At 62.7% G+C, this 13767-nt stretch carries 10 protein-coding genes; 6 read left to right on the top strand and 4 right to left on the bottom strand.

Annotation, left to right across the window (positions count from 1 at the left end):
• Positions 1 to 49: 49 nt before the first annotated feature.
• The 3 genes from K225_RS20275 to K225_RS0103280 form a co-directional block, all read right to left on the bottom strand.
• A complete protein-coding gene (locus tag K225_RS20275) occupies positions 50 to 2956 on the bottom strand; it encodes an EAL domain-containing protein (RefSeq protein WP_051248640.1) in 2907 nt (968 codons plus the stop codon).
• A gap of 86 nt (positions 2957 to 3042) precedes the next feature.
• Positions 3043 to 3651, bottom strand: a complete 609-nt coding sequence (locus tag K225_RS0103285; RefSeq protein WP_026435080.1) for a YigZ family protein — start codon at positions 3649 to 3651, stop codon at positions 3043 to 3045.
• A gap of 50 nt (positions 3652 to 3701) precedes the next feature.
• Positions 3702 to 4844 (bottom strand): helix-turn-helix transcriptional regulator, encoded by a 1143-nt coding sequence (locus K225_RS0103280; RefSeq protein WP_026435079.1) that lies wholly within the window; start codon positions 4842 to 4844, stop codon positions 3702 to 3704.
• Positions 4845 to 5233: 389 nt separating this feature from the next.
• Between K225_RS0103280 and K225_RS22085 the strand changes: the two genes are divergently transcribed.
• Together K225_RS22085 and K225_RS0103270 are read left to right on the top strand one after the other, a co-directional pair.
• On the top strand, positions 5234 to 5608 hold the full coding sequence (locus K225_RS22085; RefSeq protein WP_155885215.1) for a hypothetical protein: 375 nt from the start codon (positions 5234 to 5236) through the stop codon (positions 5606 to 5608).
• A 176-nt stretch (positions 5609 to 5784) separates the two neighbouring features.
• A complete protein-coding gene (locus tag K225_RS0103270) occupies positions 5785 to 8175 on the top strand; it encodes a YgiQ family radical SAM protein (RefSeq protein WP_026435077.1) in 2391 nt (796 codons plus the stop codon).
• A gap of 153 nt (positions 8176 to 8328) precedes the next feature.
• Here K225_RS0103270 and K225_RS0103265 read toward each other — a convergent pair whose 3' ends face one another.
• Entirely contained in the window at positions 8329 to 9006 is a 678-nt protein-coding gene (locus tag K225_RS0103265; RefSeq protein WP_026435076.1) for a GntR family transcriptional regulator, read from the bottom strand.
• A gap of 250 nt (positions 9007 to 9256) precedes the next feature.
• Here K225_RS0103265 and K225_RS0103260 point away from each other — a divergent pair, with 250 nt between their 5' ends.
• From K225_RS0103260 to pxpB, 4 genes are read left to right on the top strand one after another with little or no spacing between them, the layout of a single operon-like run.
• On the top strand, positions 9257 to 10504 hold the full coding sequence (locus K225_RS0103260) for an NRAMP family divalent metal transporter (protein ID WP_034711684.1): 1248 nt from the start codon (positions 9257 to 9259) through the stop codon (positions 10502 to 10504).
• 15 nt (positions 10505 to 10519) lie between these two features.
• The gene (locus tag K225_RS0103255) at positions 10520 to 11278 is read left to right on the top strand and encodes a LamB/YcsF family protein (protein WP_026435074.1); all 759 of its coding nucleotides are present in this window, start codon (positions 10520 to 10522) and stop codon (positions 11276 to 11278) included.
• Positions 11279 to 11301: 23 nt separating this feature from the next.
• Positions 11302 to 12108: a putative hydro-lyase gene (locus K225_RS0103250; RefSeq protein ID WP_051248661.1), complete on the top strand. Its 807-nt coding sequence runs from the start codon at positions 11302 to 11304 to the stop codon at positions 12106 to 12108.
• Between the two features lie 29 nt (positions 12109 to 12137).
• Complete coding sequence (pxpB, locus tag K225_RS0103245) at positions 12138 to 13760, top strand: 5-oxoprolinase subunit PxpB (protein WP_026435072.1); 1623 nt, start codon at positions 12138 to 12140, stop codon at positions 13758 to 13760.
• Positions 13761 to 13767: the final 7 nt, after the last annotated feature.

The raw sequence follows: 13767 nt of genomic DNA, 5'->3' as shown, positions 1-13767 counted from the left end.
GAGCTTTTGGGGCTTTGCCGCTGGCTGGAAAATCGCTTGCAGCTGTGTTTTATGCAGCGGTTCCAGCTGGCGGGGCCTGAACCTCGGCCTGCACCGCGTGCGCGGGTGCCTGCTGGCGTGCCTGCAGGTTGGTGCGCACAAAAGCCTCGAAATGATCGGGTGGCAGTGGGCGGCTGAAGTGGTAGCCCTGCACCTGGTCGCAGCCCTGTGCGCGCAGATAGTCCAGTTGCTCGGCGGTTTCCACGCCTTCCGCGATGGTGGTCATGCCCAGGCTGTGGGCTATCTGAACGATGGCGGTGGCAATGGCCTGGTCGTCCGGGTCGGTGCCGATGTCGCGCACGAAGGACTGGTCAATCTTGAGCTGGTTGATGTGAAAGCGCTTGAGGTAGCTGAGCGACGAGTAGCCGGTGCCGAAGTCGTCGATCGACAGGCGGATGCCGCGCTGGCTCAGCTCCTGCATCTTCTGGGCGGCAACTTCGGGGGTTTTCATGGCCACGGCTTCGGTCAGTTCAAGTTCGAGGCCTTCGGGGGGAACACCGGTTTGCTGCAGCAGCTGGCTGACCATGTCGGTCAGCCCGGGTTGGCCAAACTGCACCGCCGAGAGGTTGACCGCCATGGTCATCATGGGCAGGCCGTTGTCGAGCCAGGTGCGCAGCTGGCGCAGCGCGGTCTGCAGCACCCATTCGCCAATGGGCACGATGAGGCCGTTGGCCTCGGCCAGCGGAATGAATTCGGCCGGCGACACCATGCCCCATTGCGGGTGGTTCCAGCGCAGCAGGGCTTCGGCACCGATGATGCAGCCGTCATGCAGCGACACCTGCGGCTGGTACTCGAGGTACAGCTCGCCACGCGGCAGGGCCTGCTTGAGAGCGTTGCCCAGGGCCAGCGCGCGGGAGGAATGCGCCTGCATCTCGGGCGTGAAGAAGCGGTAGCTGTTGCGCCCTTCTTCCTTGACGCGGTACATGGCTGTTTCGGCGTTTTTCAGCAGGGAGTCGAGCTGCTGGCCGTCATCGGGTGAGATGGCAATGCCGATGGATGCGGTCACGAACATCTCTTGCCCGGCTACCTGCACCGGCTGTGCCAGCAAGTCCAGCAAGCCGGTGCAGAGCTTCGCGGCTTCGTCCTGGCTGGTGTGGGGCAGCAGGGCGACAAAATCATCGCCCGAGTGGCGCGACAGCGTGGCGTCGTCAGGCAGATCGGAGCGCAGGCGCTGGGAGACTTCCAGCAGCAGCAGGTCGCCCACGTTGTGACCCAGCGAGTCGTTGATGTCCTTGAAACGGTCCAGGTCGATCCACAGTACGGCCAGGGCGGTACTTTGGCGGATGGCGTAATCAAAGTGCTTGCCCAGCATGGTGCGGTTGGGCAGGCCGGTGAGCTGGTCGTGGTGCGAGAGCTGCTGGATGCGCGCGGCGGCCCGTTTGCGCTCGGTCACGTCTTCTTTGTGGGCGAGGTAATGGGTGACCTCGCCCTCTGCATTGCGCACCGGGTAGATGAGCACCGATTCGGTGTACTCGCGGCCGCTTTTGCTGCGGTTGATGAGGTCTCCCTGCCACGATTTCCCTTGCTGGAGCCGTGCCCACATGTCTTGGTAGGTGGCAACGGGTGTTTTGCCCGATTGCAGGACGCTCGGGTTTTGTCCCAGCACTTCGGCGGCAGTGTATTCGCTGGAGCGGGTGAAGGCGTCGTTCACGTATTCGATGCGGCCTTGCAAGTCGGTGATGACGATGGGCAGAGGACTTTGCGCGACTGCCTGAGAGAGCTTGCGCATGGCCTCTTCACTCTGCCGGCGCTGGGTGATGTCGCGCGAGATGACCACGAAGTGCTGGCCATGGCCCGGCTGGGGAGGCTTGCGCGCCACCGAGAGCTCGAACCAGCGTTGGCCGTCGGGCACCCTCAAGGGCAGCACCCGGCCGCGCGAGAAGCCCTGCTGGCGAGCTTCTTCCAAGGCGGCCAGGGTGATGTCGGCTGCTTCGGCGGGCAGCGCTTCCTGCAGGGTCTTGCCCAGCAGTAGGCTGGCGGGGGCGGCCAGGCTGCCCGCATGGCCTGCGCGCACATCCACGTAGCGCCCTTCGTCATCGAGTTCCAGCATCGGGTCGGGCAGGGCGTCCAGCGTGGCCTGCAGCTGCTGTTGCGAGGCGCGCAGCAGGGTGTAGGGCCGCTGCACGGTTTCGACAAAAATTGCGCGGTACAAAAAGGCGTAGGCCAGCGCCTTGTAGATGTGGCCCACCGTGTTGTAGATGTCGGTGACGCCGGTGTAGCGCGTGAAGAAAAACTCGCTCAGCGCCATGACGCACGCCGCCGCAAACAGGCCACTGGTGTTGAAGCTGCGCTGCCGGCGCATGTGCCTGAGCAGCAGCGCGGCGGCAGCCAGGTATAGGGCCATCAATGCATATTCAAAGCCGATCTTGAACGCGGTGAGCCCCTGGCCGGAGACAAAGGTTTCGGGCAACAGGTGCGGGGCCAGAAAAAACAGCCCGTACAGCGCGGCCACCAGCACCAGCACGAGGGCGAGCAATGACCATGCATAGGGCTGCGAGGCGCTGGTGCTCCAGGGCAGCAAGGCCACTGCGAGCAAGGCCAGCGCGCTCAGCAGCCGCGCTGCCAGCCAGAATTGAATGCCCTTTTCGGGGGAGCTGGGGGTGATGAAGTCGGGCATGCCGCTGTACGACAGCATGTGGCCGAAGTCGAGCAGGCCCACGCCCATGAAGGCGCAGCCCAGCAATAGCGCGTTGCATGGCAGCTGTTCATGCTTTGAGCTCCAGACCACGCCAAACGTGAGCGCCGCCACCACGATCGCCAGCGTCTCCAGCGCCATGTGCAGCGGCAGGTAGTGCGCCACGCCCCGCATGCCGGGCAGGGAGGGCAGTGCCATGACCAGTACCAGCACCAGGAAAAGGGCACCCACGGCGCGGATGGCCTGGCGGGCTGCGGGCTGGTGGCTGGGGTGTATCAGCATGAACGGGTGGGTTGCTTCTTACCCAGGGTGGCGAGCGTGTCAGCGGAGCATGTTTGTGTGTGAGTGTAGCCTTTGTAATGATGTGTTTAAAGACCATGCGGCCAGTCCGCTGGGCCGGGCCAGCCGACGCGTCCCTGGCCGTGGTCGTTGACGCGCTGCACAAAGGCGCTGGCCTGGGTTTCGGGCAGGCGCAGCTGCAGGGTGACGAGCGAGCCATGTTGCACGTGCAGCAGCTCGGCGCCTGCGGCGTCGATCTCGCGGCGCAGCAGGCCTTCGAGCGCATAGGGCACCAGGCATTGCAGCGTAGCCATGCGTTGAAGCTGCATTTTGTGTGCGGTCAGCAGGGCCTGGGCCACGCAGTCGGTGTAGGCACGCACCAGGCCGCCGGCACCCAGCTTGACACCGCCAAAATAGCGCACCACCGTGGCCAGCACGCCGTCGAGGTCCTGGTGGCGCAGCACATCCAGCATGGGGCGCCCGGCTGTGCCGCCGGGCTCGCCGTCGTCCACTGCTGCCGATTGCCCGCCTGCCAGCAGCGCCCAGCAGATGTGGGCTGCGCCGGGGTGCTGCTGCCAGAGCGCATCGACATGGGCCTGGGCGCTGGCGCGGTCGGCCATGGGCTGCACGCAGCCGATGAAGCGGCTTTTTTTGATGGTGATTTCGCTGTGCGCGGGCGCGGCGAGGGTCTGGGGCATGGGGCGCGAGCTTAACGCGCGAGGCGGACCATGTGCCAGCCTCCCCGGGTTCAATGTGCAGGCTCTAAGGTACGAATCGGTGGCGTCGAGTGATGCAACAGCTGCAGCAGGTCGAGTTGCTTGGACGTGCCGGTCTTGGAGAACATGTGCTGCAGGTGTGTGCGAATGGTCGGCTCGCTGATACCCAGAATATCGGCCGCCTCCGTGCCGCTCAGCCCCTGGGAAAGCGCCAGCAGCACGCGCAGTTCGCCTCCGGTAAGCCCGTGCAGCTTGGCGAAGGCATCACCCGGAATGCATGTCGCCTGAACAGGATCCTGCATGAAAACTGCGACCGATGCGGCAAAGGACGCAAGAATACCGTGCCGCCGAGTGTTCTCAATCGGAAGAAGGGTCGCAATGTATCCGCCGCCGAATCCAGCTGGTATCGCCACGAAATGTTCGCCCATGTTCACCACCGCATCATCACGCGCTGCTTCTTCCATCGCCTTTGCCAGTGCATTGCGAGCCGCCAAATCCGTGGGAACAATCCGATTGTTTACCAAGTGAATCGCATTGCCCATTTTGATCTGGCATTCAGCAGCATGGTTCAAATATACAACCTGACCATCGCGTGCTGTAAGAAAAACACCAGCAACCAGCCCATCCAGCGTATTTTCCAGCATTTCCGACCTAGCCGTCCTGATATCCAGCATTTCGGATATGGCCAGTGCACGGCATACATGTGGCGAGAGAATTTTGAAAAAATTAAGGTCACGCTGTTGAAAATCAGGTTCGTTTTCGCTTCGTGACGCATGCAGGGAGATCATGCGTTCTGCGGTTTGCACCATGGGAAAGCAGACCATGTCCTGGAGTCCATACGGCTTTAGTACCTCTTGAAAGAACCGAGTTTCGAGCAACTGGTAACGTTCCCTGCGATCATCGTTATTTGAACCGATGCTGGCAGCCGCCATTGAATTTTCTGCATAATGATTTTCCAGCATTTGCAGGAATTCTGGCTGGTATCCGAACACGAACGGCTGTTTGTTTTGTACGTGTCGCAGATCATGAACGAATATTCCGCCCGCCGTGCTTCTACTGAACTCTGCAATCTGTTGGCAAGTGGACTGCCAGCGCTGCGGATCGAGTGCGCAGTTATAGATCGAACCTATCAGGTTGGTTAATTCTTCAGCAGAAATAACCTCCAGGTCGATCATGGAGCTCCCCTATTGCGCAGGACGTTGAAAAGCCATGCCATGGACTTTCACAAGGATACGGCTCACGCTTGAGTGCAAATTGTATTCGGCCCTCCCGGAGTGCCGCTGAATCCTTGAGGGATTGCTACCTATTTCTATGATATCAAACGCATATATTTGTAACAAATATAATATTCAAGTGATTTTATTTCCGCCGGCAATGGTGCTTGCGATAGATTTTGTTGGTAATAACAGTAACTTTATTGGTATGTCATTGCTTCCGATGACGCGTGGGGCAGGTGCCTTGCCTAAGCTCAATGCGTGACCAAGATGCCCTGTGCGCGTCGCCGTGGCGATGGTGCATCCATCGGGACGAATGGCTCACAAAGATATAGCTCCAGGAGCCAATGATGACCAAAAAAGCCAATACCGCAGTCAGCGAATTGCCAGGCAGTTCTCTATCACCCACATCGCCAGACGAATGTGCAGCATGCATGGCATGGGTAATTGAAACGGATCGCTTGATCTTGGCGCCTCTAGGTCGATGGCCGATGCGATCCTCCATCAGTCGGCTGGGCGCCGTGATTCTCGGTGGCGTGCTCCTTGCCTCCTGTGGCCCCAGCGTGAATGGCGTTGGAATGTCCGTGGCTGCCTCGATCAGTGGCGAGTCAGAAAAAGATGCCGCGAGAATGCCGATCCTGGAACGGCTTGATCACATGGTGGTGAACCAACACAGCACTGCGCACGATTCAGACTTGCCCGGAGTGTCCGTCGCCTCGTATTGACTGTACTTTTGCCATTCGGGTCGTTGGCAAAGCAATTCAATGCCTCGGGTTGCCAAACCCTTGCCCAGGCGGGGGCAAGGGCCGTCATTGCGACAAAAATGCCCTGCCGCCGTAAAATCGCGGGTTACCCACCAAAACCGCGCCCCACCACCACCATGGGCGGCCGCACCCCCCGCATGAACGCCCCCGTTGACGTCTCCTTTTTTGCGCGCGCCGCCAAGCCCTTGACCAGCTACCGGCCGTACTGGGCCAAGCGCTTTGGCACGGCCCCGTTTTTGCCGATGAGCCGTGCCGAGATGGAGCAGCTGGGCTGGGACAGCTGCGACGTGGTGCTGGTGACGGGCGACGCCTACATCGACCACCCGAGCTTTGGCATGGCGGTGATCGGGCGTACGCTGGAGGCGCAGGGCTTTCGCGTGGGCATCATCGCCCAGCCCGACTGGCAGAGCGCCGAGCCTTTCAAGGCGCTGGGCAAGCCCAACCTGTTCTGGGGCATCACGGCCGGGAACATGGACTCGATGATCAACCGCTATACGGCCGATCGCAAGATCCGCAGCGACGATGCCTACACCCCTGGCGACGTGGCCGGCAAGCGCCCCGACCGCGCCGCCATCGTGTACAGCCAGCGCTGCCGCGAGGCCTACAAGGACGTACCCATCGTGCTGGGCGGCATCGAAGGCAGCCTGCGCCGCATTGCCCACTACGACTATTGGAGCGACAAGGTGCGTCGCTCCATCGTGGTCGATGCCAAGTGCGATCTGCTGCTGTACGGCAACGCCGAGCGCGCCCTGGTCGAGGTCGCGCACCGGATTGCAGCGCGCGAGCCAGTCGAAAACATCACCGACGTGCGCGGTACGGCCTTTGTGCGCCGCACCACGCCCGAGGGCTGGTTCGAGATCGACTCCAGCAGCGTCGATCTGCCGGGCCGCGTGGACGAACACATCAACCCCTACCAGACCACCAGCGAACAGGCGGCGGGGCAGGGCGGCAGCTGCAGCAAGGAAGATGCTGCTGTGTCAGCAGCTGTTGGCGCAGACACAGAAAACACCACAGGCCAAAAAGACACCAGAACAGCTGGCACCACCCATGCGCTCACCTTCGTGCCCAACCCGGCCGTGCAGGGCAAGCACAAGGCCCCGCCGCGCGAGCGCACCGTGATCCGGCTGCCCAGTTACGAGCAGGTCAAGAGCGACCCGGTACTGTATGCCCACGCCAACCGCGTGATGCACCTTGAAACCAACCCCGGCAACGCCCGCGCCATGGTGCAGGCGCATGGCGAAGGCGCCACGGCACGCGATGTGTGGCTGAACCCGCCGCCCATCCCGTTGACCACGGCCGAGATGGACCACATCTTCGATCTGCCCTACGCGCGCAACCCGCACCCGCGCTATGCCGACGAGCGCGGCCGCCACGACGGCGCCACCAAGATCCCGGCGTGGGAGATGATCCGGTTCTCGATCAACATCATGCGCGGCTGCTTTGGCGGCTGCACCTTCTGCTCGATCACCGAGCACGAAGGACGCATCATCCAGAGCCGCAGCGAGGATTCCATCATTCGCGAGATCGAGGACATCCGCGACAAGGTACAGGGCTTCACCGGCACCATCTCCGACCTGGGCGGCCCCACGGCCAACATGTATCGCCTGGGCTGCCGCACACCCGAGATCGAAGCCGCCTGCCGCAAGCCGAGCTGCGTTTACCCCGGCATCTGCCAGAACCTCACCACCAACCACGATCCGCTTATCCAGATCTACCGCCGGGGCCGTGCGCTCAAGGGCATCAAGAAGATCCTGATCGGCTCTGGCCTGCGCTACGACCTGGCCATCCAGTCGCCGGAGTATGTGAAAGAGCTGGTGCAGCACCATGTGGGCGGCTATCTGAAGATTGCCCCTGAGCACACCGAATCGGGCCCGCTCACCAAGATGATGAAGCCGGGCATCGGCAATTACGACAAGTTCAAGACGCTGTTCGAGAAGTACACCGCCGAGGCGGGCAAGAAGCAGTTTCTGATTCCGTACTTCATCGCCGCGCACCCTGGTACCAGCGACGAGGACATGATGAACCTCGCCATCTGGCTGAAGAAAAACGGCTTTCGTGCCGACCAGGTGCAGGCCTTCTACCCCAGCCCCATGGCCAGCGCCACGGCGATGTACCACACGGGCAAGAACCCGTTGCGAAAGGTGACGCGCGACAGCGAAGAGGTGCCCATCGTGCGCGGCGAAAAGCGCCGCCGCCTGCACAAGGCGTTCTTGCGCTACCACGACCCCAACAACTGGCCGCTGCTGCGCGAGGCGCTCAAGGCCATGGGCCGGGCCGATCTGATCGGCAACGGAAAGCACCACCTGATCCCCACCTTCCAGCCGCTCACCGATGGGGGTTACCAGAGTGCACGGCGCACCAATTCCACACCGGGCTCTGCCAGGGCGGCCGCAGCCGCAGCAGGCCCCGCCAGGGGCAGCACCACGCCAGGCAAGCCGCAAAAAGGGCGGCTGCTGACCCAGCACACCGGCCTGCCGCCGCGTGTGACCGGCGCGGCCAAACCCGGCGCGCGCAAGCCGCGGCCCTGATCAGGCCGCCTGGCTTCTGATGGGTCGTTCAGGCCCGACGCTGGTCAAGCTGGCCAGGCCTGGTTGGAGCCGGGTTTTCGTGCGGGTGCGCCAGCTGCCATGCCTGGCTGCGCTGTGCTTCTGCGCTCTGTCGGCGGCATGGTGCAGCGCCGCTTACCCGGACAGGCCGCTGTCGGTAATGCGCCGTGCATACACCGCCAGCACGATGCGTTCTGAGTGCACCAGGTACTCGTTGAGTGCCGCGGCCGCTTGTTGCAGCTTGCCGGCCTCGAACAATTCCAGGATGTTCAGGTTCATCTCCACATAGGGCATGTGCAGAAATTCGGGGTCGTTGAGCAGTCCAAAGGCAAGCCGCAGTTCGGCCAGCACATGTGAAAACATCACGTTCAGGCGCTCGCTGTCGGCCAGCTCGACAACCGCCATGTGAAACCCCATGTTGGCCGTGCCCACGCCTTGCCAGTCGCCGGCATCGCGACAGCGCTGGGCCATCTCCACGGCCTGGCGCAGGCGTTTCTTGGCCGGGTGGCGCGGGTAGGCCTGCGCCAGCGCCTGGCATTCGATCAGCCGGCGCACGCGGTAGATGTCGATGATGGACGCAATGCTGGGAATGGCCACAAACACGCCCCGGTTGGGCGCGTGCGTGAGCAGCCCCTCTTTGGTCAGCAGCCGGAACACCTCACGCAGGGTGTTGCGCGAGATGTCCAGGCTTTCACTCAGGGCCGCTTCTGACAGGCGCTGGCCGGGTGAAAACTCCCCTTGCACGATCTTCTGGCGGATCAGCTCGGCCATGCGGTCTGTCAGGTTGGGCTGGGGGTCGTTGGTGGGGGGCATTCGGTGAAAGCGTGTGTGTTGGGGCGCAGGTGTCCAGGCAAGTGTAGTCCGCGCCCGGGGCCGTAGATGGCACCGCATTGGTACGAGCCGGTACTGCCGTGCAGCACCATAGGGTAAATACTTACCACGGCTACACAATTTTTGTTCAACAATTGTGAATATTTAAAAGAACAATGTACTTTTGTTGCTAAGCACTGGAGCATATGCTGTTCAATTAAATTGTCGCCATACTTTTATCGGAAGACCCCCCATGATTGAGACCAGTAAGCTTGCCGCACCTGCGCAAGACTTTGCAAAAAAGCGGCGTTCCTCGCTGCTGGCAGCCATTTTTCTGATGGCTACGTCGGCCATTGGTCCGGGTTTCATTACCCAGACGGCCACCTTCACCGCGACCATGGGGGCCGCGTTCGCTTTCGGCATCCTGGCGTCCATCCTGATCGATTTCGTGGTTCAAGTAAACATCTGGCGCATGATCACCGTGACACGGATGCGTGCTTCGGACCTTGCCAATGCCGCTATTCCGGGCAGCGGCTATCTGCTGGCGGTGCTGGTCATCTTTGGCGGCCTTGTGTTCAACGTGGGTAACATCGCTGGTGCGGGCCTGGGGTTGAATGCCATGTTGGGGCTGGATCCCAAGTGGGGTGGTTTGCTGAGCGCCTTGGTCGCCATAGGCATCTTCTCATCCAAGCGCGCAGGCGTGGCTGTGGACCGCATGATCATTGTGCTGGGCATCGTGATGGTGGCGCTCACCGCATTTGTAGCGTTTGTCTCCAATCCGCCGCTGGGCGAGGCGCTGCGCCAGACGGTGTGGCCCGATGCCATCAACTTCGCCACCATCACCACGATTGTGGGTGGCACGGTGGGAGGCTACATCACCTACGCTGGCGCACATCGCCTGCTCGACAAAGGCATGGTGGGGGTAGAAAACCTGGAGGCAGTCTCCAAGGGTGCGCTCAATGGCATTGCTGTCACCGGGCTGATGCGTTATGTGCTGTTCCTGGCCGTGCTGGGGGTGGTGGCCAGCGGCGTGGCAATTGATGTATCCGGCAAGGGGGCCAACCCTGCTGCGCAGGCTTTCCAGTCGGCGGCGGGGGCGTTCGGTCTGCGTGTCTTCGGTCTTATTTTGTGGGCTGCAGCCATCACCAGCGTGATCGGTGCGGCTTACACCTCCATGTCGTTCATCAGCACCTTTGTGCCCAGCGTGACTGAGACAGGTCGCAATCGTGTGACGGTGGTGTTTATCCTGATGTCGTTGGCGGCATACATGGCCCTGGGCACTGCGCCAGCTGCGTTGCTGGTGTTCGCTGGCGGTTTCAATGGCCTTATCCTGCCTTTGGGGCTCAGCCTTTTCATGTATGTGGGCTGGTTTCGCAGCGACCTGATGGGGGGGTACCGTTACCCTCGCTGGATGCTGGTGTTGGGTACCATCACCTGTGCCCTCACCTGGTGGATGGGCTACAAATCGATTGGCCCCATCTTTGCATTTTTGTCGCTGTAAGACGAGAAGGCTCCTATGGCAACGATTGATTTGAACAGTGACCTGGGCGAGAGCTTTGGCATCTGGACCATGGGTGACGACGAGGCCATCCTGCGCATTGTGACCAGCGCCAACGTGGCGTGCGGCTTCCATGCTGGCGACCCCGCAGGCATCCTGGCCACGCTGCGTGCGGCCAAAGAGCAGGGCGTTGCGGTGGGGGCCCATGTGGCTTATCCGGATCTGGCGGGCTTTGGTCGTCGCAACATGGATGTGGCCAGTCCCGATCTGGTGGCGGACATCATCTACCAGATCGGTGCATTGCAAGGGCTGGCTACGGCCGTTGGGGTGCGTGTGGCCTATGTGAAGCCGCATGGTGCGCTCTACAACACCATCGCCTATGACGAGCGCCAGGCCCGCGATGTGATTGCTGCCGTGCGTGCCGTAAACCCAGAGTTGGCCCTGGTGGTGCTGGCGGGCTCGCCCCTGGCGAAATGGGCACAGGATGCGGGTCTGCGTGTGGTGGCAGAGGCTTTTGCCGACCGGGCCTACACCCCGCAGGGCACGCTGGTGTCCCGCCGCGAAAAAGGTGCCGTGCTGCACGATGTCGAGATGGTTGCGCAGCGCATGTTGCGCCTCGTGCATGAAGGGGTTGTGGAGGCCATTGATGGCAGTCTTGCCCGTGTGGAGGCGCAATCCATCTGTGTGCACGGCGATAACGCCGCAGCAGTGGACATGGCCCGCGCCGTGCGCGTTGCGCTGGAGCGCGAAGGTGTGGCCGTACGTTCTTTTGCCTGATTTTCGGGAGGCATTGCGTGAGTATTTTTGCGTTGCAAGAGGTACGGGAAGCCGCCGTGGCTGCGGCCCGTCAGGCCCGTGCCACCTATCGGTCAGGGCTTGTGCAACCCACTGCGGGTATTGCCCCAGGCATGACGCAGGCCAACATGATTGCGCTGCCGAGCGACTGGGCTTGGGACTTTTTGCTCTATGCCCAGCGCAATCCCAAAGCTTGCCCCGTGCTGGATGTGATGGAGGCGGGATCGCACCAGACCGTGCTGGCCAAGGATGCGGATATCCGCACGGACATTCCTTTGTACCGCGTGTGGCGCAATGGACGCTTGGTGCAAGAGGTGGCGGATGCCACACCGTTGTGGGCTGAGCAGGCCGATTTGGTGACGTTCCTCATTGGTTGCAGTTTCACGTTTGAGACGCCGCTGCAAGAGGCTGGCATTGAAGTACGACACATTGCCGATGGCTCCAATGTGCCCATGTACCGCACCAATCGCCAGTGCCGCCCAGCCGGGCGCCTGCATGGCGAAATGGTGGTATCCATGCGGCCCATACCTGCACATCGGGTGGCAGATGCCGTCACGATTTCGGGGCGTTTTCCCTCGGTGCATGGTGCGCCGGTGCATGTGGGCGACCCCGCTGCTTTGGGTATTGTCGATCTATGCAAGCCTGACTTTGGGGATGCCGTGCGCATCGAGCCAGGCGAGATTCCCGTTTTTTGGGCCTGTGGCGTGACGCCACAAGCGGCTGTGATGGCATCGGGCGTGCCTTTTGCCGTCACCCATGCGCCCGGACACATGTTTATCACCGATGTGCCGGACAGTGCTTACCACGCATGAAGGTATCGGCTTTATTTCCGGAAAATAAATTGCGTTTTCTTCCTGTCAACCTCAATGCGCTGCTGGTCGAGCTGGACGACCTGGACCAGACCTTGGCGCTGCTGGCCTCGCTGCAGCGCGAGCCCCTGCAGGGCGTGCAAGAGTTGGTGCCCGCCGCGCGGACGCTCCTCGTACGCTTTCGTCCCTCTGCCACCAGCGCCGAGGCGCTGGTGCAAGGTATTGCCGGGCGTGATCTCTCGCAGCGCGCCGAGCGCAGCAGCACCCTGGTCGAGATCCCCGTGCACTACGACGGCGAAGACCTCGCCGAAGTGGCTCAGTTGCTGGGCATCACGCCCGAAGAAGTGGTGCGCCGCCACACCGGCAGCGAATACACCGTGGCCTTCACTGGTTTTGCCCCCGGTTTTGCCTACCTGAGCGGTGGCCACCCCAGCCTGAACGTGCCGCGCCGCAGCACGCCGCGCACCCGCATACCAGCCGGCGCCGTGGGCCTGGCGGGCTGCTTCAGCGGCGTGTACCCGCAGGCCAGCCCCGGCGGCTGGCAGATCATTGGCGTGACACCCTTGGCCATGTGGGATCTTGAGCGTGCCCAGCCCGCTCTGCTGCAGCCCGGTTACCGCGTGCGATTCGTGGATATTGCGACACAACCGATCGCTGCCGGTGGAATAAAACCAAAGGCTACGGGCCAACAAGGCCCGAAAAGTACCGCATGCCGTTCGGTGCAGGCGCTTGCGCCGGACCAGGCTGGGCTGCGGGTGCGCGCCACCGGCCTGCTGACCGTGTTTCAGGACCTGGGGCGCCAGGGCCAGGCGGGGCAGGGCGTGTCGGAGTCGGGTGCCATGGACCAGTCTGCCCTCAAGGCCGCCAACCGGCTGGTGGGCAACGCCAGCAACGCTGCAGCGCTGGAAACGGTAGGGGGCGGCCTGCAACTGCAAAGCCTGGGCGAGACCGTGGTGGCTGTCACCGGTGCTGACGCGCCCCTGGATCTGACCACTGCAGACGGTCGCCGCTGGAGCCTGCCGCGCCACGCCCCCGTGTCGCTGGCCCATGGCGACACCCTGGCCGTGGGCCAGCCCCGGGCGGGCGCGCGTTGCTACGTGGCCGTGCGTGGCGGCTTTGATGTGGCAGCTGTCATGGGCAGCTGCGCCACCGACACCCTGGCCCATGTCGGGCCCGCACCGTTGTCTGTGGGTGACATGCTGGGCGTGCGGCCCGCCAGCACCAGCGCGGTGGTGGGCGCCGCCGATCTGGCCACCGACGATCTGCCCACACTGGAGCAGGAGGTGGTGCTGGACGTGGTCATGGGCCCGCGCACCGACTGGTTCACCGCCGAGGCCATTGCACGGCTGGCCACCCAGCGCTGGCAGGTCACGCCCCAGTCCAACCGGGTGGGCCTGCGCCTGGCGGGCGAGCTGCCGCTGGACCGTGCCATCTCCGGGGAGCTGCCCAGCGAGGGCACCGCCCTGGGGGCGCTGCAGGTGCCGCCCAGCGGCCAGCCCGTGCTGTTTCTGGCCGACCACCCGCTCACCGGTGGCTATCCCGTGATTGGCGCCGTGGCGCCCTACCATCTGGACCGCGCGGGGCAGATCCCCGTCGGGGCCTGGTTGCGTTTCAACCCCATTCGCGCCTTTGCAGAGCTTTCGCCCAGCGTTTGAAAGAGTC

It is taken from the genome of Acidovorax sp. JHL-9 (assembly GCF_000426205.1).
Classification (GTDB): domain Bacteria; phylum Pseudomonadota; class Gammaproteobacteria; order Burkholderiales; family Burkholderiaceae_C; genus Acidovorax; species Acidovorax soli.
Note: the sequence above shows the minus strand (reverse complement) of the source record. Positions and strands in the feature narration are given on the sequence as shown.